The following is a 19,179-nucleotide window of genomic DNA, read 5'->3' on the forward strand; positions in this document are numbered from 1 at the left end:
GCTCCGAAACAATCGGACAACAACGCCGTTCCCCCGCCACCTCGCCCCGCCTGGGATTCGGGACGCTCCGCGCGCGCCCGTGTACGCTGGGCGACGGGCGTGACGGCCGCCACCGGGGCTTCCCCCTGGATACTTCCGACGGATGTGGCACAATCGGGCAACGGGTGACCCCCGTGCGTCGCGAGATGCCACCCAGGTGACGGCCACCAGACCGCACCGCTGCGGCGGCATCGTCCGAAATCATCTACCGACAGGGGTCGCTGTGGCCGCCGAGCCCATTCCCACCGATCAGTCCTTCCTCGATACCGACCCGGCGTTCCCGCTGCACCGCGGCGGCAAGATGGAGATGCGCTCGACCATCCCCGTCCGCGACGCCGACGACCTGTCGCTCGCCTACACCCCGGGCGTCGCCCGCGTGTGCTCGGCGATCGCCGACAACCCCGAGCTCGCCCACGACTACACCTGGACCTCCAAGGTCGTCGCCGTGGTGACCGACGGCACCGCCGTCCTCGGCCTCGGCGACATCGGCCCGGCCGCCTCGATGCCGGTCATGGAGGGCAAGTCGATCCTGTTCAAGGAGTTCGCCGGCGTCGACTCGGTGCCGATCGCGCTCGCCACCACCGACGTGGACGAGATCGTGGAGACCGTGATCCGGATGGCGCCGAGCTTCGGCGGCATCAACCTGGAGGACATCAGCGCGCCGCGCTGCTTCGAGATCGAGGACCGGCTGCGCGCCGCCCTCGACATCCCGGTCTTCCACGACGACCAGCACGGCACCGCCATCGTGACGCTCGCCGCGCTGAAGAACGCGGCGCGGCTGATCGGCAAGGACCTCTCGCAGCTGCGCGCCGTCGTCGCGGGCGCGGGCGCGTCCGGCATCGCCGTCTCCACCATCCTCATCGAGGCCGGCATCGGCGACATCGCGCTGTCGGACAGCAAGGGCCTCATCCATGAGGGCCGCGAGGGGCTGAACCCGGTCAAGGAGCGGATCGCCCGGATCACCAACCGGGAGGGCCGCTCGGGCTCCACCGAGGAGGCGCTGAGCGGCGCCGACGTGTTCATCGGCCTGTCCGGCGCGACGGTGGACGAGTCGTGCATCGCCACGATGAGCGAGGACGCCATCGTGTTCGCCCTCTCCAACCCCACCCCCGAGGTGCACCCCGAGGTCGCCGCCCGGCACGCGCGCGTCGTCGCCACCGGCCGCAGCGACTTCCCCAACCAGATCAACAACGTGCTGGCCTTCCCCGGCATCTTCGCCGGGGCCTTCGCCACCCGCGCGCACTCCATCACCGAGGGCATGAAGCTCGCCGCCGCCGACGCGCTCGCCGCGATCGTCGGCGACGACGTGCGGCCCGACTACGTCATCCCGAACCCCTTCGACGAGCGCGTGGCGCCCGCGGTGACCACCGCCGTCGCCGAGCAGGCCCGCGCGGAGGGCGTCGCCCGGATCTGACGGCCCCGCCCGGCCCCCGCACGTCCCGCGCGGCCCGCACCCCCCACCCGGGGTCGCGGGCCGCTCGCGTCCCGGCGCACCCGCCGCGGAGACGACCTTGAAATCTCCGGCAGAACGCCCTTCTCGCGAGTGAATTGTCGGCTCTCGGGCACCGCGACCGCACGATGTTCCATAGGGGCTCGGCATCGGACGCCCTTCTCCCGCCGCCGCAGGTGTAATAATCGACATACGGGAATCAACCCTGCGATTCCCTCATCGGGTCGACTCCGGCAGGAGCGCACGTGGACCTCGCCTCATACGCAGACCTCGCGGTCGACCTCGTCAACACCCAGCGCCCCGACGGTGACACCCTGCGCAGCCTGGACGGGCTGCACGAGCTGCTGGCCGGCCACCCGCACCTCGGCGGCCGGATCTCCCACCGCGACCTGGACGCCATGCGCGGCCTCCGCGGGCAACTGAGGGCCGTCTTCGTCTCGGCCGCCGGCGGCGACGAGGAGGACGCCATCGACCGCCTCAACACGCTGCTCATCCAGCATCCCGTCCATCCCCAGGTGTCCGGCCACGACGGCCAGCGCTGGCACCTGCACATCAACGAGGGCGGCTCGGTCCCCGACCGGTTCGCCGCGCGCGCCGCGATGGGCCTCGCCGTCACGATCGCCGACCGGGGACTGGAGCGCCTCGGCGTCTGCGCCGCCGACGGCTGCGGCCGGGTCTTCTTCGACACCACGGCCAACCGGTCGCGGCGGTACTGCTCGGCGCACTGCGCCCGGCGCGGCGCCCCGAGCGCCGCCGCCGCGCAGCGCCGCCCCGCCCGCACCCCCGTGACGGCCCGCGCGCAGCCCCGCGCCGGCGGTTAGGCGGACGCGGGCGCCGCGTCCGGGGGGCGGCGGCGGACGCGGCCGGCGCGCCGCAGCGGGCCGTAGCGGGCGACGACACGCCCGCGCACCGCCGCGTCCGGAACCGCCCCGAAGTCCCAGCTGTCCTGCCGGCCGGGCGCGCGCTGGTTGTCGCTCTCCAGCCACCACCCGTCCCCGTCGCGGTGCGCGGCGCGCTTCACCACGAGCAGCGCGGCGTCGTGCGGATGCCGGGCCACGACGACGTCCCCGGCCCGGACCCGGCCGCCGACCAGCACCAACAGCCGGTCGCCCGGCTCCAGCACGGGCCGCATGGACGGCCCGGCCACCTCGACGCGCGTCCAGCGCCGTGCCGGTCCCCGCATGGATCGCCCCCGATCGGTGATGGTGTCGGCGGCGGGTCCTAGGCCGATGTACCGAGCGCCCTGGCCGGTCCCGCCGCACCGCATCAGAGTAATGTCGGTGCCCTGAGCATGATCCGTAACGAGGGAAGGGATACGCAGGTGTTCGCCAACCTTCTGCGTCCTAAGACCACGGTCTCCGCGCACTGCGACCTGCCGTGCGGCGTCTACGACCCGGCCCAGGCCCGCATCGAGGCCGAGTCGGTCAAGGCGATCCTGGAGAAGTACCACGCCAACGAGGACCCGGCGTTCCGCGCCCGGGCCCTGATCATCAAGGAGCAGCGCTCCAACCTGGTCAAGGAGCACCTCTGGGTGCTGTGGACCGACTACTTCAAGCCGCCGCACTTCGAGAAGTACCCGCAGCTGCACACGCTGATCAACGAGGCCACCAAGCTGGCCGGCGGCGGTGGCGGCACCAAGAGCAGCACCGACGTCGCGACGGCGGACCAGCTGCTCGCCAAGATCCAGGAGATCTCCGACATCTTCTGGGAGACCAAGAAGGCCTGAGCCTTCCTCCCGGGCGCCGGCGGACCGGCGCGCTTCGCGGGGGCCGTCCGCACGCGGACGGCCCCCGTCGCGCTGTCCGGCAGCGGAAAATTTCCGGACAGGACTGACAGGAGGGGCATTTCGTGATCCTCTAGGGCGGATCAGTCACAGAAAGGTGATCCATGCCCCCCAGGATCCGCACCCTCCGTCTGGCCGCCGCGGCGCTCACCGCCGGCGCCTGCGTCCTCGCGGCCGCGCCCCCCGCGACGGCGGCGGCGCCGCACGGCTTCCGGCCCGGCGCGCCGGGCGGCGGCGACCCCTACTTCCCCGCCGAGGGGAACGGCGGCTACGACGTCGGCCACTACGACCTGTCGCTCGACTACGCCCCGGCCGCCGACACCCTCGCGGCGACCGCCGTCATCTCGGCGCGGGCGACGCAGGACCTGTCGCGCTTCGACCTGGACCTCAAGCAGCTCACCGTCAAGAGCGTGACGGTGAACGGCAGGAAGGCCAAGTACACCCGCAAGGGCCAGGAGCTCGCCATCACGCCCGCCAAGGGCCTGCACCGCGGCAAGAAGTTCACCGTCAAGGTCGTCTACGGCGGCACGCCGAAGCCCATCGAGCGGCCCGACATCGGCAAGTTCGGCTGGATCAAGACGCCGGACGGCGCGTACGTGGTGAGCGAGCCCGACGGCGCGTCCACCTGGTTCCCCTCCAACGACCACCCGCAGGACAAGGCCACCTACACCTACAAGGTGACCGTCCCCAAGGGCACGCAGGTGCTGTCCAACGGCGAGCCCGGCGGGACCACCACCAAGGGCGGCAAGTCCACCTTCGTGTGGAACGAGCGGACGCCCATGGCCAGCTACCTCGCCATGCTCGCCATCGGCAAGTTCCAGGTGAAGAAGGGCAAGACCGCCTCGGGCGTCCCCGTCATCACCGCCGTCGCCCCGAACCGCGCGGACGAGCTCACCACCATCCACGACGACACCATCAAGGCCATCGACTGGGAGGAGAAGGTCTTCGGGAAGTACCCCTTCCAGTCGACCGGCGGCATCCGCGTCGGCGTCGACGTGGAGTTCTCGCTGGAGACCCAGAGCCGCCCCATCTACGGCTTCGAGCCCGACCAGGGCGTCATCGTGCACGAGCTGGCCCACCAGTGGTTCGGTGACAGCGTGAGCGTGAAGCGCTGGAAGGACATCTGGCTGAACGAGGGCTTCGCGACCTACGCCGAGTGGCTCTGGGACGAGCAGCACGGCGGCCGCACCGCCAAGCAGACGTTCGACCTGCTCTACAACGAGCCGACGACCTGGCCCTACTACGCCGACCTGTGGACGGCGCGGCAGGCCGGCAACCCCGGCGCCGACGAGATGTTCACCCTCACCGCCTACTACCGCGGCGGGATGACGCTCCAGGCGCTCCGCGGCCGCATCGGCGACAAGGCGTTCTTCGCCCTGCTGAAGCAGTGGACCAAGCTCCACCGCAACGGCAACGTCACGACGAAGGACTTCATCGCCCTCGCCGAGAAGGTGTCGCACAAGCAGCTCGACGGCCTGTTCCACGCCTGGCTCTACACCAAGAGCAAGCCCACCACCTGGTGACATCCTCTCCGCCCTAACGGGCGGAGACCCCCTCTACGCCGCGCGGGATCCGCGCGGCGTCGGGGTGGGTTACCGCTTCACCGCGCGGTGCCGGCACGGGTGCCGGTCCTACCCGCGCTCTGCGGTCGTTTCGCCTCTCCGCCTGCCCGGCGGCGAGGATGTTGACGGCGGCGTTGACGTCCCGGTCGTGGACCGCCCCGCACGGGCAGGTCCACGACCGGACGTCGAGCGCCTTCTTCTCGCCGATGCGGCCGCAGGCCGAGCACATCCGAGTGGAGGGCAAGAACCGGTCCACCCGACCGAACGTGCGCCCGTAGCGGGCGGCCTTGTACTCCAGCATGGCCGTGAACGATGCCCAGCCGGCGTCGTGGACGCTCTTGGCGAGGCGGGTGCGGGCCAGGCCGGTGACGCACAGGTCCTCGACGTACACCTCTTGGTTGTCGCGGATGATCTGGGTCGAGAGCTTGTGCTGCCAGTCCCGCCGCGCGTCGGCCACCCGCGCATGAGCCCGAGCGACCTTCAACGCCGCCTTGCGGCGGTTGATCGAACCCTTCTGCTTGCGTGACAACGCCTGCTGCAACCGCTTCAGCTTGCGGGCCGCCCGCCGCAGGAACTTGGGCGAACTGATCTTGGTGCCGTCCGACAGCACCGCGAAGTGCGTCAGCCCCGGATCGATCCCGACCTCGGACTCGACCGGCGGCAGCACCTCGCCGCTCGTCTGCACCATGAACGAGGCGAAGTACCGGCCCGCCGCATCCCGGATGATCGCCACGCTGGAGGGGTCCGACGGCAGGCTCCGGGACCAGCGCACAGCCAGGTCGCCGATCTTGGGCAGCCGCAGCCGTCCGTTGCCCAGGATCTTGAAATTGGAGTTGCGGGTGAAGCGGACGGCCTGCCGAATGAGTAACCGTACCGTGCCGGCAAGTGACCGGCCCGTTAGATGACATCATCGGCGGACACCGCGTTCTTACCAGGCATATCCGTCCGGTCGCGGTGGCCGGGTTCCGGGCGCGAGGTGTTCACCGATCCTGCGGGCGGCGTACCGCCGACGTCGCCGAGCAGCACAAATGCCCCGCTCAAGCCACCACTTGGATATGGCGGCCTTTCCAGCGCAGGCCCGAAGAAGGGAGCACCGGCCCGCATCCCGGTAGCCTGACCCGCATGATCAGGCCCGCCGCCCCCGACGACGTCCCCGAGATCCTGCGCCTCGTCCGCGACCTCGCCGAGTACGAGCGCGCGCTGCACGAGGTCCGCGCCACCGAGGACGACCTGCGCGCCGCCCTGTTCGGCCCCGAGCCGAAGGCGTTCGCCCACATCGCCGAGGACGGCGGCCGCGTCGTCGGCTTCGCCCTCTGGTTCCTCAACTTCTCCACCTGGCTCGGCCGCCACGGCGTCTACCTGGAGGACCTCTACGTCGACCCGGCGATGCGCGGCCGCGGGTACGGTAAGGCGCTGCTGGCCGAGCTCGCCCGCATCGCCGCCGAACGGGGCTACGGCCGCGTCGAGTGGTCGGTGCTGAACTGGAACGCTCCCTCCATCGCCTTCTACGAGTCGCTCGGCGCGCGCCCCCAGGACGAGTGGACCGTCTACCGGCTGACGGGCGAGCCGCTGGCCGCGCTCGGCGGCGCGGCGGCGCTGACCTCGCAGGACGAGTGATACACCTCTCAGTGGAGGGAGGTTTGGGACCCGTCGCCACACCTCCCCGGGGACATTGGTGAGAAAGCCACGCGCGGCGAATGCTCGCGACGGCCCCGGTTAGCGGTACTTTCAAAGCAGCGGGACCATCCCACGAGGAGTGACGTGACCGAGGAAACCGCTGCAATGGCGGCCAGTACGAAGTTGTCCGTGCGCGATGTGGTGACCGTGAAGCTGCCGGCGGCCAGTGCGTACCTTTCGGTGCTGCGCACTGCGACCGCGGGTCTCGCCGCACGGCTCGACTTCACGCTGGACGAGATCGAGGACCTGCGCATCGCCGTCGACGAGGCGTGCGCGATGCTCCTCCCCCAGGCGGTGCCCGGCACCGACCTGACCTGCGAGTTCGAGCTGACCGGCGACGCGGTGCGCATCGCGGTGTCGGTGCTCACCGTGGACGGCCAGGTGCCGAGCCGCGACACCTTCGCCTGGACCGTGCTCTCCTCGCTGGCCGGCGAGGTGGACGCGCAGGCCGGCGCCGACGACCGGGTGACCGTGACGCTGCAGAAGCGTCGCGGTGCAGCGGGGGCACTGTGACGGAAAAGACGACTGTGGCCGGGAGCGACACCGCCCCCGAGCGGTCCGAGCGGTCCGAGAGCAGCGCGGTCCCCGACCGCACCCGGGCCCGCGCGCTGTTCGTGCGGCTCGCCGAGCTGCCCGAGGGCGACCCGGAGCGCCAGCGCATCCGCGACCAGCTCGTCGAGCTGCACCTGCCGCTGGTGGAGTACCTCGCCCGCCGCTTCCGCAACCGCGGCGAGTGGCTCGACGACCTCATCCAGGTCGCCACCATCGGGCTGATCAAGTCGATCGACCGGTTCGACCTGGAGCGCGGGGTGGAGTTCTCCACCTACGCGACCCCGACGATCGTCGGCGAGATCAAGCGGCACTTCCGCGACAAGGGCTGGGCGGTGCGCGTGCCGCGCCGCCTCCAGGAGCTGAAGCTCTCGCTCACCAAGGCGATCAGCGAGCTCGCGCAGCGCGAGGGGCGGGCGCCGACGGTCAGCGAGCTGGCCGCGCACCTGCAGATGTCGGAGGAGGAGGTGCTGGAGGGCCTGGAGTCCGCCAACGCCTACTCGACCGTCTCGCTGGACGCCCCCGACTCCGGCGACGAGGACGCCCCCGCGGTCGCCGACTCGCTCGGCATGATCGACGAGTCGCTGGAGGGCGTGGAGTACCGCGAGTCGCTGAAGCCGCTGCTGGAGAAGCTGCCACCGCGGGAGAAGAAGATCCTGCTGCTCCGCTTCTTCGGCAACATGACGCAGTCGCAGATCGCCGCCGAGCTCGGCATCTCCCAGATGCACGTGTCGCGGCTGCTGGCGCGCACCCTCGCGCAGCTCCGCGAGGGCCTCACCGCCGACGAATAGACCGCACCGCAGCACCGTGACACCGCACCGCAGCACCGTGACCGGGACCCCGCGCCGCCAGGCCGGGGTTCCGGCGCGTTACGGGACCGGCGCGTCGCCGGGCTCGTCCTCGCGGGCCAGCCACGCGGTCGTCGGGGGGCTGAGGGTGAGCAGCAGCGCGACGATCGCGACGGCGCCGAGCGGCACGGCGATCCACGGCCGGTCGCTCTGCCACAGCGACCAGGCGACCGGCAGCGAGAACAGCTGCGTCACCACCGTCGGGGCCCGGCTGCCCGGGGCGCCCCGCAGCAGGCCGCGGGCGCACGCCAGCATCGCCACGGCGCCGATCAGCGCGAGCACGGTGACGCCGATGGCGCTCGGCGGGTCCACGGCCGCGCCGACGGCCGTCTCGATCCCGACGAACGCGCCGAACCCGAGGGCGGCGAGCCCCTCCGCGCCCTCCAGGGCGGCGGCGGCGTACACGGTGGCAGGACGCTTCGACACGGTCCAAGACCCTACCCGCCCCCCGCCGCCCGGCCCGCACCGGCGCGGGGACGGCGGGACGTCCGGTCCGCCCGGCTGGATACCCTGTCGCCGTGCGCGCCATGCTCATCGCCAACCCCAAGGCGACCTCGACCTCCCAGCGGGCCCGTGACGTCCTCGTGCGGGCCTTCGCCGGCGACGCCGACGTGCTCGTCGCCGAGACCGCCCGCCGCGGCCACGCCACCGACCTGGCCCGCGACGCCGCCCGCGACAAGTACGACGTGGTGGTGGCGCTCGGCGGCGACGGCACGGTCAACGAGGTCGTCAACGGCCTGCTCGCGGACGGGCCCTCCCCGGCGGTTCCGGGCCTCGCCGTGCTGCCCTGCGGCAGCGCCAACGTGTTCGCGCGGGCCCTCGGCATGCCAAACGACCCGATCGCGGCGATGCGGATGGTGCTGGCGGCGCTCCGCGCGGGCCGGCACCGGACGGTGGGCCTCGGCACGGCCTCGCTGCCGGACGGCGGGGAGCGCTACTTCACGTTCTGCGCGGGCGTCGGGCTGGACGCCGAGGTCGTCCGCGAGGTGGAGCTGCGCCGCCTGGAGGGCGCCCGCGCCGACCCCTCGCTGTATGTGCGCACCACCCTCCGGCATTTCTTCCGCGGCACCGACCGCCGCCGCCCCGCGCTTACCTTGGAAGTGCCCGGCCGCCCCCCGGAATCGGGTTTGTTCCTGTCGTTCGTGTCCAATACCTCGCCGTGGACTTTCCTCGGTCCGCTGCCGCTCAATCCGAGCCCGCTGGCGAACTTCAACCGCGGCCTCGAAGTTTTCGCGATGCGTTCGCTGAAGGTGCCGCCGGTGCTCGGGACCGCCGCGCAGATGATGCTCGCCCGCAACCGCCCGGTGCAGGGCGGGCAGGTCGCCAACGTGCACGACGCGGCGCAGGTCACGCTGCGGGCGGAGCGCCCGGTGGCCTTCCAGCTGGACGGCGACTACCTGGGCGAGCAGGAGGCCATCACCTTCCGTTCGGTGGCGAAGGCGATACGCATCGTCATCTAACAACGGGCCGGGCCCGGTTGTTAACAGGAAAGAAACGGGCCCGACCCGTGGATGTGACACATACGACACGCTTCTTTGGCGAAACGTTTCCCCCAGGTCTTGCGTGTGTCGTAGCGGCCCTGACAGGCTCAAAGTGCGCCCAACGACTGAAGGACCAGTGCCGTGCGCCTTCTGCTCGCAGCGCCGCCGACAATCATCCCTGACCAAATCTTTTGCGTCCTGGGGTGTTCGCGACATGTGAATCTGTTCACAAGTTGAGTGAGCAACCGCCACCGCTGACGAAGGAGTGGACCGCATGGACTGGCGCCACGAGGCAGCCTGCCGTGACGTGGATCCCGAGCTGTTCTTCCCGATCGGCAACACCGGCCCCGCCCTCCTGCAGATCGAGGAGGCCAAGCAGGTGTGCCGCCAGTGCGGCGTCTCCGACGCCTGCCTGCGCTGGGCGCTGGAGTCCGGCCAGGACTCGGGCGTGTGGGGCGCGATGGGCGAGGACGAGCGCCGCGCCCTGAAGCGCCGGACGGCACGGGCCCGCGCCCGCGCGAACGCGGGGGCCTGAACGGCACCCGGCGGCGCCCGCGTCCGGACCCCCTGGCCGGATCGCGCGAGGAGCGCCTCTGACGACGAAGAGCCCGTGGCATCGCCACGGGCTCTCGTCGTCCCCGCACCCGCCGGGCGGCGCCGGTTCAGCGGGGCGGCCCCGGCCGGTGCTGCTGGTCCAGCGGGACGTCCACCACGACCTCGGTGCCGCCGCCGTCGCGGCGCCGGAACTCCAGGCGGCCGCCGAGCTCGCCGACGATGAGGGTCCGCACGATCTGCAGGCCGAGGCTGTTGCTGGCGTCCATGTCGAAGTCCGCGGGGATGCCGACGCCGTCGTCGCTCACCACCGTGATGAGGCGGCGGCCCTCCCCCGCGGGCGCGGCGGGCGCGGGCGCCGCGCCGTCGCCGGCGCCCGGCCAGTCGCCCCAGACCGCGACGCTGGCGGGGACGGCCGGGTCGGCGCCCTCGCCGTAGCGGGCGGCGACGACCTCCAGCGTCCCGGCGCCGTCGGCGAGGCCGTGCTCCAGGGCGTTCTGCAGCAGCTCGGTGAGCGCCATCGCCAGCGGGGTGGCGATCTCGGCGGGCAGCACCCCGAACGACCCGGTCCGCTTCGGCTGCACCTGCGTCTCGGGCGCCGACACCTCGCCCGCCATGGTGATGACGCGGTCCGCGATGTCGTCGAAGTCGATCAGCTCGTCGGGGGTGTGCGACAGCGTCTCGTGCACGATCGCGATGGACCCGACGCGGCGCACCGCCTCGTCCAGGGCGGCGCGGCCCTCGGGGACGCGCAGCCGCCGCGCCTGGAGGCGGAGCAGCGCCGCGACGGTCTGCAGGTTGTTCTTCACCCGATGGTGGATCTCCCGGATGGTGGCGTCCTTGCTCATCAGCTCCCGGTCGCGCCAGCGCAGCTCGGTGACGTCGCGGCACAGCACGATCGCGCCGATCCGGTTGCCGGCGATGATGAGCGGGATCGTGCGGAGCTGCATGACCGACCCGTGCGCCTCCACCTCCACCTCGCGGGGCGCGCGGCCGCTCAGCACGACGGTGAGCGCCTCCTCCATCGGCTCGCCGGTGTCGCAGAGCCGCCCGGTGACCTCCCCGAGGGACTCCCCGACGAGGTCGGCGGGGAAGCCGAGCCGCCGGTAGGCCGACTGGGCGTTCGGGCTCGCGTAGGTGACCCCGCCCGCCCGGTCGAGGCGGATGAGGCCGTCGCCGACGCGCGGCGAGCGCACCAGGTTCGGTTCCTGGCCGGGCACCGGGAACCGCCCCTCGGAGATCATCTGGGCGAGGTCGCTGGCCGACTGCAGGTAGGTGAGCTCCAGCCGGGACGGGGTGCGCGCCGACGACAGGTTGGTGCTGCGCTGGATCACCCCGAGCAGCTTGGCGCCGCGCCGGACCGGGATCGACTCCTCGCGGACCGGGATGCCGCTGCCCCACTCCGGGTCGCCCTCGCGGACGATGCGCCGCTCCCGCCAGGCGACGTCGATGAGGCCGCGGCGGCCCGTCCGCACCACCTTGCCGACCAGGTCGCCGGAGTAGGCGGTCGGGCCGGTCGTCGGGCGCATCTGCGCGATCGCGACCCAGCCGGGGACCGCCTGGTCGGGGAGCGCGGGGCGGCGGCGCCCCGAGTCGGAGGGCAGCGCGTCGGCGGAGCTCAGCGGCACCCACAGCAGCAGGTCGGCGAAGGACAGGTCGGCGAGGAGCTGCCAGTCGGAGACCAGCGCGTGCAGCCACTCCAGGTCGGTGTCGGTCAGATCGGTGTGGTCGCGCACCAGATCGGTCAACGTAGGCACCCTCCAATCATCGCGCACCGGTTTCTGTGCCCCTCCCCCGGCGGTGAGCTGGCAGGATCCCCGGCATGGACGCCGTATCGCCCGCCGACCCCCTGGACCGGCTCCGGGCCGCCGCCGCTCGCCGCGCCGAGGCCGGGCTGCACCGCGCGCTGCGGCCGCGGAGCGCCGACCACGACGGCCTCCTCGACCTGGCGTCCAACGACTACCTCGGGCTGTCGCGGGATCCGCGCCTCGCCGAAGGCGCCGCCCGCGCCGCGCGCGAGTGGGGCACCGGCGCCACCGGGTCGCGCCTGGTCACCGGCACCACCGCCCTGCACGCCGAGCTGGACGCCCGGCTCGCCGCCCTCACCGGCAGCGCCGCCGGCCTGGTGTTCTCCTCCGGCTACCTGGCCAACCTCGGCGCCGTCGCGGGACTCGGCGGACCCGGCGTCCTGGTGGTGTCCGACGAGACCAACCACGCCTCGATCGTGGACGCCTGCCGGCTGTCGCGGTCGCGCGTGGCGGTCGCGCCGCACCGCGACCCCGCCGCCGTCGCGCGGCTCCTCGCCGGCCGCGAGGAGGAGCACGCCCTCGTCGTCACCGACGCGGTGTTCTCCGTCGACGGCGACGCCGCGCCCCTCGCCGAGCTGCACCGCGTCGCGCGGGCGCACGGCGCGCTGCTGGTGGTCGACGAGGCGCACGCGCTCGGCGTCGTCGGGGCGGGCGGCGCGGGCGCCGCGCACGCCGCGGGCCTCGCGGGCGAGCCGGACGTCGTGCTGACGCTGACGCTGTCGAAGTCGCTGGCGTCCCAGGGCGGCGCCGTCCTCGGCGCCCCCGAGGTGATCGGGACGCTGGTGGACGCCGGCCGCGCCTTCATCTTCGACACCGGCCTGAACCCCGCCGCCGTCGGCGCCGCGCTCGCCGCCCTGGACGTCCTCGCCGCCGAACCGGACCTGCCCGCCCGCGCCCGCGCGAACGCGGCCCGGATCGCCGCCGCGGCGGCGGACCTCGGCCTGGAGACGGCGGAGCCGGCGGCGGCCGTCGTCCCGGTCTTCCTCGGCGAGCCGCGCGCCGCGCTGGAGGCCCAGGAGACGTGCCGCGCCCGCGGCGCGCGGGTCGGCTGCTTCCGGCCACCGTCGGTGCCGAAGGGCCGCGCCTGCCTGCGGTTCACCGCGCGCGCCGCCCTCGGGGAGGCCGACCTCACAACGGTCCGGACCGCCCTGGCGGCGGTGGCGGACTCTACCGGCCGTAGTCTTCACACGTAACATCGGGGACAACCGGTGATGAACGTGAGGAGAGACCGTGACGGAGGTCAGAGGCGGGCCCCGGCACGGGGATCCCTACGGCGGCTACGACCGCGCGCCGCTCGGCGAGTTCGCCAAGCACTACGCCGCCCCGGCCCCGCGCATCCCCAAGTACTACAAGCTGAAGGAGCTGCTGGTCGAGCTGATCCAGTCGCTCCCGGCCGGCAGCCCGCTGCCGCCCGAGCGGGCCCTCGCCGAGAAGTACGAGACGTCCCGCACCACGGTCCGCCAGGCCCTCGCCGAGCTCGTCGTGGAGGGCCGCCTCCAGCGCATCCAGGGCAAGGGCACCTTCGTCGCCAAGCCGAAGGTCTCCCAGGAGCTCCAGCTCGTCAGCTACACCGAGGACATGCGGCACCACGGGCTGCACCCCGAGACCCGCATCCTCGACATCGGCTACGTCAGCGCCGACGAGCGCCTCGCCGCCCTGCTCGGCATCCGCCCCGGCGGCCGCGTCCTCCGCATCCACCGCCTCCGCCTCGCCGACGGCGAGGCCATGTCGATCGACACCTCGCACCTGCCGGCCCGCCGCTTCCCCGGCCTGCGCCGCGAGCTCCCCCGCCACCGCTCCCTGTACGAGACCCTCGCGACCGCCTACGACGTCCACCTCGCCGAGGCCGAGGAGACCATCGAGACCGTCCTCGCGACCCCGCACGACGCCCAGCTCCTCGCCGTCGACGTCGGCCTGCCGATGCTGCTGCTGTCCCGCCACGCCTTCGACTCCACCGGCCAGCCCGTCGAGTGGGCCCAGTCGATGTACCGCGGCGACCGCTACAAGTTCATCACCCGCCTCCGCCGCACCTGACGCGTTCGGGGTACGGTCCCGGCGCGCGGTCCCTACGATGGCCGGGAGCAGATCGTGAGGGAGGGGTCACCGAAAGTGGACACCCTGCGGATCACCTACCTGGTCCCGACGGACGCCGCGCAGGTCTACGACCTGTGGGTCGACGACGCGCTCGACGGTCTCTTCCCCTTCCCCGAGGGCTCCCGGGTCGAGGTCGTCGAAGGCGAGGTCGTCGTGTCCCCCGCACCGTCGCCGGCGCACAACGGGATCGTCATGGACGTCTCGCGGGAGTTCCACCGCGCCGAGATCCTGCGGCCGGGCTTCCCTTGGGACGTCGACATCAACAGCGGGCTCACCATGACCGGCTCGCTCAAGGGCTTCGTGCCCGATCTGGCCGTCCTGGACAGGGACACGCTCCGCCGGGTCCGCGACGGCCGCGTCAAGAAGATCGTCGCGGAGGAGGTCGAACTCGTCGTCGAGGTGACCTCCCCCAGGAACGCCGACACCGACCGGCGTCCGGGCGCGCGGCTGCCGGGCAACAAGTGGAGCTGCTACGCGGCGGTCGGCATCCCGTACTACCTGCTCGTCGACCGCGACCCCCAGGCCGCGCGGTCCGTCCTGTACTCCATCCCTGACGAGGGCACGGCCGCCTACCTCCACGAGGAGGAATGGCCCTTCGGCGAGACCGTCCACCTCCCCGACCCGTTCGCCCTCGACATCGACACCACCGCCTGGCTCCCCTGGTAGCCGCGGAGAGGAGCACGCATGCCCTGGTACGTCGTCCGGCAGTACTACGACATCGAGCTCCCCGGCACACCCATCGAACTGTGGCGGAGCGGCGAGCTCTGGGAGCACGTCAACGCCGCCGAGGGCGCCAAGGTCGAAGTCCTCGAAGGTGACATCTACATCGACGGCGAGCCGCGGCGACCGGATCCGGGGGCGGCGCGCGCCAGACCCCTCACCGTCGCCGAGTCGCGCGAGTTCACCCGCCGGACGATGGCGGAGCCCGACGATTCCGGCGGGTGAACCCGGGGGCGGGGTCAGAGGGTCTTGGAGAGGGCCTTGATGGGCATCTGGAGCTCCTCCAGGAGGTCCAGGTCCTTCTCGGCGGGGCGGCCGAGGGTGGTGAGGTAGTTGCCGACGATGAGGGCGTTGATGCCGCCGAGCATGCCGCCGCGGGTGCCGAGGTCGCCGAGGGTGAGCTCGCGGCCGCCCGCGTAGCGCAGGATCGTGCGGGGCAGGGCGAGGCGGAACGTCGCGATGGTCTTGAGGGCCTCGGTGCCCTCGACCAGGGGCATGTCGGCGAAGGGGGTGCCGGGGCGGGGGGCCAGGAAGTTCAGCGGGACCTCGTCGGGCTCCAGCTCGGCGAGCTGGGCGGCGAACTCGGCGCGCTGCTCCACGGTCTCGCCCATGCCGACGATGCCGCCGCAGCAGACCTCCATGCCGGCGGCCTTCACCATCCGCAGGGTGTCCCAGCGCTCCTCCCACGAGTGGGTGGTGACGACGTTGGGGAAGTGCGAGCGGGCCGTCTCCAGGTTGTGGTTGTAGCGGTGCACGCCCATTCCGGCGAGCTCGTCGACCTGCTCCTGGGTGAGCATGCCGAGCGAGCAGGCGATGTTGATCTCGACGGCGGCGTTGATCGCCTCGACGCCCGCGCGGACCTGGGACATGAGGCGCTCGTCCGGGCCGCGGACGGCGGCGACGATGCAGAACTCGGTCGCGCCCGTCTTCGCGGTCTCCTTGGCGGCCTCGACGAGCTCGGGGATGTTCAGCCACACCGCGCGGACCGGGGAGGTGAACTGGCCGGACTGGGAGCAGAAGTGGCAGTCCTCGGGGCAGCCGCCGGTCTTCAGCGAGATGATGCCCTCGACCTCGACCTCCGGGCCGCACCAGGCCATCCGGACCTCGTGCGCGAGGGCGAGCAGCTCCTCCAGGCGGTCGTCGGGCAGCGTCAGGCACTCCAGGGCCTGCTCGCGGGTGAGGCCCCGGCCCTCGGCGAGGACCTGGCGGCGGGCGACTTCGAGGATGTCGGTCACTGAATCTCCTTGTCGAGACCGTAGGTGGCGCGGAACGCGGCGGCGTCGAACGCGCCCCCGAACACGGGGGCGAGCGCGCGGTGCGCGGTCACCAGGAACTCCATGGCGTCCAGCGAGGCCGCGCCCGCCGGCAGCGCGCCGGCGAGGGGACGGGCGGCGAGGGTCTCCAGATCCCGGATGTTGCCGCGCATCACCGGGTCGGGGTCGGCCGGCCAGGCGCCGACGACGACGCCGGCGGGCAGCACGCCGCGGTGCGCCATCGCCTCCAGGGTCAGCGCGGTGTGGTTGAGCGTCCCGAGGTCGGGGCGGGTGACGACGACGGCGGCCGCGCCGAGCCAGCGCGCCAGGTCGGCGATCGTGGCGCCCTCCTCGTCGTAGCGGACGAGCAGGCCGCCCGCGCCCTCCACCAGCACCAGGTCCCGGGTCTCGGCGAGCCCGCTCACCGTCGCGGCGACCTCGGTCAGCCGGACGGGCGGCAGGCCCGCGTGGCGGGCGGCGGCGGCCGGCGACATCGGGTCGGGGAACCGGGCCGTCTCGTGCAGGTCGGTGACGGCGGCGAGCCGCCGCACCTCGTCGAGATCGCCCGGCTCGCCCGGCGCGACGCCGGTCTGGCCCGGTTTCACGACCGCGACGGACGCGCCGCGCGCCGCCGCGAGCGCCGCCAGCGCGGCGGTGACGACGGTCTTGCCGACACCGGTGCAGGTCCCGGTCACCACGAGAACACTCACGACGCGCACACTAGCGCGCGCCCGCACGGCGCGCCCCGGCCGGATCCCACAGTCTTGACCGACCCCTTTTTGTACGGGCGGGAACCGGCGCGGGCGCCGCCGCGTCCAAGCCGTCATGGCGGTTCCCTCCGTACGGGCCGGACTGGCGGTGCCGCTGGTCGCCGTCGCGGTCCTCACCGCATGCGGCGGCCAGGACCCGGTCGCCGAACCCGGCCGCACCCCGGCCACCCCGGCCACCCCGACCACCCCGACCACCCCGACCACCGGCCCGTCCGCTGCGCCCACGGCGCCGGGCGAGCTCGTGCTGCGCTGGCGGCTCACCGGCGGCATCGCCGGCATGGGCGGCCCCGGCACGGTCCCCGACTTCTCCCTCTACGGCGACGGCCGCGCCTTCGCCAAGGGCCTGGAGTACCGGCTGAAGCCCGACGCGCTGCAACGGCTGCTCGACGGCGCGCGCGCAGCCGGGCTCGGCACGCCCCGGCATATCGAGCGCGGCCAGGTCGCCGACGTCCGGGTCCTGGTGCTGACCTTCGGCGCCGCCCGCACCACGATCTCCCAGCCGGAGGCGGAGAACGTCCCGCAGACGCGCTTCTGGAAGCGGCTCGACCCGGCCGGCTGGGCCACGTCCGACCAGGCCGCCCCCGCGAAGCCGTACGTCGCCGAACGCGCCGCGGTGATCGCGGGCGACACCGGCGAGGAGCCCGGCCCCGCCAAGCCCTGGCCGCTCGCGGCGCTCGGCGGCGGGCAGCAGGCCCTCGGCGGGCTCTGCACCGTCTACACCGGCGCGGACGCGCGGACGGCGCAGCGCGTCGCGGCGTCCCGCGAGGCGCGCTGGCGCAGCGGTGGCAAGGTCTACTCGGTGCGCCTGCGCCCCCTGCTCCCCGACGAGCGCACCTGCGCCGACGCCGCCCGCTCCTAACGGGCGTCGAGGTCGGCGGCGACCTCGCGGGTGAGGGCGACCAGGTCCGGGGGCAGGGCGTCCAGGCGGCCGTCGAGGTCGTCGGCGAAGCGCAGGCGGTCCAGGCCGGGCGGCGCGGGGACGGCGTCGGGCAGCCACGCCGAGTGGATGAGGAACGGCACCGTCGTGCCGTGCGGCGGGGCGAGGACGGCGACGGGGCCGCGCGCGACGTCGGCGGCGTCGAACACCTCGATCCGGAAGCGGTCGTCGTTGTGGACGGCGACGACCAGGTACCCGTCGTGGCCGCCGGGGTCGGCGCCCGCGTAGCGGCTGCGGCCGGGCGCGCCGAGGCCGCGCGGGACGAACGCCGGCGACGTCGGGTAGTCGGCGAGGTCGAAGGTCCACTCGGCGAGCGGCTTCAGGTCGTCGCGGTCCAGGCTGGCGAGGACGGCCGGGGTCTCCTCGGGCGGGAACAGCGACCGGTCGACGCGGTCGCCGTAGTTGGCGAGCGCCCGCTGGTTGATCGCCTCGGGGTGGAAGCCCAGGTGGACCAGGTGGTGGCGGGTCGGGGCGAGCTGCCCCTCCAGGCTCCAGTCGATCGCCGACAGCTCGGCCTGCCACCAGCGGGCCGGGTCGCAGGCGCGGGCGCGTTCGGTGACGCGCCCTGACTCCGGGTCGAAGCGCAGGACGGTGGTGAGCGCGGGAGTCATGCCGTGGCAGTACATGCCGCGCAGCGCCGGATCGACGGGGCGGCCGAAGGCGTCCAGGTCGTCCTCGCGCAGGTACATGCCGATGTCGACGCCGGGCGTGTGCTCCATGACGACGTCGATGCCGTCGGAGTCGTCGTAGCGGGCGTAGAAGTGGTTGACCTCGGGCGCGATGCGGAACTCGGCGCAGGCGACGGTGGCGCGGCCGGGGTCCAGGTCGTCCTTGCGGATCAGCAGGACGGGCCCGTCGGGGTTGTTGGCCACGGTCCGGTCCGCGCCGAAGATCTCATCGGTGTCGATCTTGTAGGCGGTGTCGGCGAGGACCAGCCAGTCGCGGGTCTGGGTGATGGTGTGGGTGGCCTGCGGGAGCGTCGCGCCCTCGACGAGCCAGCGCCGCACGTGCTTGCCGGTGCCGTCGTAGCGGATCACGTGGACGGTGCCCGTCATGACGTCCCGGCTGACCGTCCAGAGGCAGCCGCGCTCGGGGTCGACCACCGGGTGCGCCGACGAGGAGACGAGCGGCAGCACCGGCTGGTCGATGGCCGGCTTCCAGCCGTCGCGGTGCCCGACCTCGGCGACGAACGCCAGGGTGACCGGGTCGACCTCGACGGGCCGGCCCGCGTCCCAGGTCGCGAACAGCCGGTCGCCCCAGGGCAGCGGCGCGGTGTTGGCGGCGTTCTGGAACCCCCACGGGGAGCTGGTGCCGACGGGCCCGGCGGTGAACAGGTCAGGGCGGGCGCGGCGCAGCCGCACCGACGGGGTGTCGATGACGCGGGGCCGCCAGGCGAACGCGTCCGGCGGGGCGCCGTCGGTGCCGGGCCGGAGCGCCAGGCGGGCCAGGATCCCGTCGCCGAAGAAGGCGTGCAGCGGGTGGGTGCGCTGGTCGGAGGTGCTGACGACGAAGTGGCCGGTGAGGTCGTCCGGCCAGGCGCCCGCGACGACCCGCAGGTCCAGGTCGGTGACGTCGTCCTTGCTGAGGATGGAGCGGGGCACGGGCACGGCGCCTCCTGCGGGGGTTCGTCCGGCGACGGACCCAATGAACCGCCCG

Annotated in this window: 21 protein-coding genes; 14 read left to right on the forward strand and 7 right to left on the reverse strand. The window is 73.1% G+C overall.

The features are described from left to right. Positions 1-262: 262 nt before the first annotated feature. Positions 263-1,453 carry an NAD(P)-dependent malic enzyme gene (locus K1Y72_RS27985; RefSeq protein ID WP_308287259.1) on the forward strand — a complete coding sequence of 397 codons (1,191 nt, stop codon included), beginning with the start codon at positions 263-265 and terminating at the stop codon, positions 1,451-1,453. Between the two features lie 281 nt (positions 1,454-1,734). Further along, a complete protein-coding gene (locus K1Y72_RS37380) occupies positions 1,735-2,310 on the forward strand; it encodes a CGNR zinc finger domain-containing protein (RefSeq protein WP_220169480.1) in 576 nt (191 codons plus the stop codon). Here K1Y72_RS37380 and K1Y72_RS27995 read toward each other — a convergent pair. Then, a complete protein-coding gene (locus K1Y72_RS27995; RefSeq protein WP_220169481.1) occupies positions 2,307-2,672 on the reverse strand; it encodes a S24 family peptidase in 366 nt (121 codons plus the stop codon). The genes K1Y72_RS37380 and K1Y72_RS27995 overlap by 4 nt on opposite strands. 138 nt (positions 2,673-2,810) lie before the next feature. Here K1Y72_RS27995 and sodN point away from each other — a divergent pair, with 138 nt between their 5' ends. Both sodN and K1Y72_RS28005 read left to right on the forward strand, forming a co-directional pair. Beyond that, positions 2,811-3,215 (forward strand): superoxide dismutase, Ni, encoded by a 405-nt coding sequence (gene sodN / locus K1Y72_RS28000; protein WP_308287260.1) that lies wholly within the window; start codon positions 2,811-2,813, stop codon positions 3,213-3,215. 161 nt (positions 3,216-3,376) lie between these two features. Then, positions 3,377-4,795, forward strand: a complete 1,419-nt coding sequence (locus tag K1Y72_RS28005; RefSeq protein WP_220169483.1) for a M1 family metallopeptidase — start codon at positions 3,377-3,379, stop codon at positions 4,793-4,795. Positions 4,796-4,808: 13 nt separating this feature from the next. Here K1Y72_RS28005 and K1Y72_RS28010 read toward each other — a convergent pair whose 3' ends face one another. Next, positions 4,809-5,696, reverse strand: a complete 888-nt coding sequence (locus tag K1Y72_RS28010) for an RNA-guided endonuclease InsQ/TnpB family protein (RefSeq protein ID WP_504739492.1) — start codon at positions 5,694-5,696, stop codon at positions 4,809-4,811. Positions 5,697-5,956: 260 nt separating this feature from the next. Between K1Y72_RS28010 and K1Y72_RS28015 the strand changes: the two genes are divergently transcribed. From K1Y72_RS28015 to K1Y72_RS28025, 3 genes are all read left to right on the forward strand, one after another. After that, positions 5,957-6,451 (forward strand): GNAT family N-acetyltransferase, encoded by a 495-nt coding sequence (locus tag K1Y72_RS28015; protein WP_220169484.1) that lies wholly within the window; start codon positions 5,957-5,959, stop codon positions 6,449-6,451. Positions 6,452-6,595: 144 nt separating this feature from the next. After that, positions 6,596-7,024 carry an ATP-binding protein gene (locus K1Y72_RS28020; RefSeq protein WP_372453023.1) on the forward strand — a complete coding sequence of 143 codons (429 nt, stop codon included), beginning with the start codon at positions 6,596-6,598 and terminating at the stop codon, positions 7,022-7,024. A gap of 14 nt (positions 7,025-7,038) precedes the next feature. Continuing rightward, a complete protein-coding gene (locus tag K1Y72_RS28025; protein ID WP_220169485.1) occupies positions 7,039-7,851 on the forward strand; it encodes an RNA polymerase sigma factor SigF in 813 nt (270 codons plus the stop codon). Between the two features lie 78 nt (positions 7,852-7,929). Here the strand turns inward: K1Y72_RS28025 and K1Y72_RS28030 are convergent, their stop codons facing one another. After that, positions 7,930-8,334, reverse strand: coding sequence for a hypothetical protein (locus K1Y72_RS28030; RefSeq protein WP_220169486.1), 405 nt, complete (start codon positions 8,332-8,334; stop codon positions 7,930-7,932). Positions 8,335-8,435: 101 nt separating this feature from the next. Between K1Y72_RS28030 and K1Y72_RS28035 the strand changes: the two genes are divergently transcribed. Together K1Y72_RS28035 and K1Y72_RS28040 are read left to right on the forward strand one after the other, a co-directional pair. Next, on the forward strand, positions 8,436-9,368 hold the full coding sequence (locus K1Y72_RS28035; RefSeq protein ID WP_258574039.1) for a diacylglycerol/lipid kinase family protein: 933 nt from the start codon (positions 8,436-8,438) through the stop codon (positions 9,366-9,368). Between the two features lie 295 nt (positions 9,369-9,663). After that, positions 9,664-9,924: a WhiB family transcriptional regulator gene (locus tag K1Y72_RS28040; protein ID WP_220169488.1), complete on the forward strand. Its 261-nt coding sequence runs from the start codon at positions 9,664-9,666 to the stop codon at positions 9,922-9,924. Positions 9,925-10,051: 127 nt separating this feature from the next. Here the strand turns inward: K1Y72_RS28040 and K1Y72_RS28045 are convergent, their stop codons facing one another. Next, positions 10,052-11,698, reverse strand: coding sequence for a GAF domain-containing sensor histidine kinase (locus tag K1Y72_RS28045; protein WP_220169489.1), 1,647 nt, complete (start codon positions 11,696-11,698; stop codon positions 10,052-10,054). A 65-nt stretch (positions 11,699-11,763) separates the two neighbouring features. On the opposite strand from K1Y72_RS28045, the gene K1Y72_RS28050 reads away from it, so the two are divergent. The 4 genes from K1Y72_RS28050 (at position 11,764) to K1Y72_RS28065 (ending at position 14,788) form a co-directional block, all read left to right on the forward strand. Beyond that, positions 11,764-12,942 (forward strand): 8-amino-7-oxononanoate synthase, encoded by a 1,179-nt coding sequence (locus K1Y72_RS28050; protein ID WP_220169490.1) that lies wholly within the window; start codon positions 11,764-11,766, stop codon positions 12,940-12,942. A 37-nt stretch (positions 12,943-12,979) separates the two neighbouring features. Continuing rightward, entirely contained in the window at positions 12,980-13,783 is an 804-nt protein-coding gene (locus tag K1Y72_RS28055) for a GntR family transcriptional regulator (protein ID WP_220169491.1), read from the forward strand. Between the two features lie 75 nt (positions 13,784-13,858). Then, entirely contained in the window at positions 13,859-14,509 is a 651-nt protein-coding gene (locus K1Y72_RS28060; RefSeq protein WP_220169492.1) for a Uma2 family endonuclease, read from the forward strand. 18 nt (positions 14,510-14,527) lie between these two features. Continuing rightward, positions 14,528-14,788, forward strand: coding sequence for a hypothetical protein (locus K1Y72_RS28065; protein ID WP_220169493.1), 261 nt, complete (start codon positions 14,528-14,530; stop codon positions 14,786-14,788). 14 nt (positions 14,789-14,802) lie between these two features. Here the strand turns inward: K1Y72_RS28065 and bioB are convergent, their stop codons facing one another. Both bioB and bioD read right to left on the reverse strand, forming a co-directional pair. Next, a complete protein-coding gene (bioB, locus tag K1Y72_RS28070) occupies positions 14,803-15,798 on the reverse strand; it encodes a biotin synthase BioB (protein WP_220169494.1) in 996 nt (331 codons plus the stop codon). Continuing rightward, the gene (bioD, locus tag K1Y72_RS28075; protein ID WP_220169495.1) at positions 15,795-16,526 is read right to left on the reverse strand and encodes a dethiobiotin synthase; all 732 of its coding nucleotides are present in this window, start codon (positions 16,524-16,526) and stop codon (positions 15,795-15,797) included. Before bioD ends, bioB begins: the two co-directional genes overlap by 4 nt. A 115-nt stretch (positions 16,527-16,641) precedes the next feature. Here bioD and K1Y72_RS28080 point away from each other — a divergent pair, with 115 nt between their 5' ends. Further along, positions 16,642-17,445 carry a hypothetical protein gene (locus K1Y72_RS28080; RefSeq protein ID WP_220169496.1) on the forward strand — a complete coding sequence of 268 codons (804 nt, stop codon included), beginning with the start codon at positions 16,642-16,644 and terminating at the stop codon, positions 17,443-17,445. On the opposite strand, the gene K1Y72_RS28085 is transcribed toward K1Y72_RS28080, so the two are convergent. Next, a complete protein-coding gene (locus K1Y72_RS28085) occupies positions 17,442-19,130 on the reverse strand; it encodes a carotenoid oxygenase family protein (protein ID WP_220169497.1) in 1,689 nt (562 codons plus the stop codon). The two genes, K1Y72_RS28080 and K1Y72_RS28085, sit on opposite strands and share 4 nt — an antisense overlap. Between the last annotated feature and the right edge of the window lie 49 nt (positions 19,131-19,179).

It is taken from the genome of Actinomadura parmotrematis (genome assembly GCF_019458805.1).
GTDB classification, from domain to species: Bacteria; Actinomycetota; Actinomycetes; order Streptosporangiales; family Streptosporangiaceae; genus Spirillospora; species Spirillospora parmotrematis.

Coding starts and splice junctions, on each gene's coding strand:
- K1Y72_RS28005 (WP_220169483.1), top strand. CDS start 3,377: ATGCCCCCCAGGATCCGCACCCTCCGTCTGGCCGCCGCGGCGCTCACC.
- K1Y72_RS28035 (WP_258574039.1), top strand. CDS start 8,436: ATGCTCATCGCCAACCCCAAGGCGACCTCGACCTCCCAGCGGGCCCGT.
- K1Y72_RS28065 (WP_220169493.1), top strand. CDS start 14,528: ATGCCCTGGTACGTCGTCCGGCAGTACTACGACATCGAGCTCCCCGGC.
- K1Y72_RS28050 (WP_220169490.1), top strand. CDS start 11,764: ATGGACGCCGTATCGCCCGCCGACCCCCTGGACCGGCTCCGGGCCGCC.
- K1Y72_RS28080 (WP_220169496.1), top strand. CDS start 16,642: ATGGCGGTTCCCTCCGTACGGGCCGGACTGGCGGTGCCGCTGGTCGCC.
- K1Y72_RS28015 (WP_220169484.1), top strand. CDS start 5,957: ATGATCAGGCCCGCCGCCCCCGACGACGTCCCCGAGATCCTGCGCCTC.
- K1Y72_RS28040 (WP_220169488.1), top strand. CDS start 9,664: ATGGACTGGCGCCACGAGGCAGCCTGCCGTGACGTGGATCCCGAGCTG.
- K1Y72_RS27995 (WP_220169481.1), bottom strand. CDS start 2,672: ATGCGGGGACCGGCACGGCGCTGGACGCGCGTCGAGGTGGCCGGGCCG.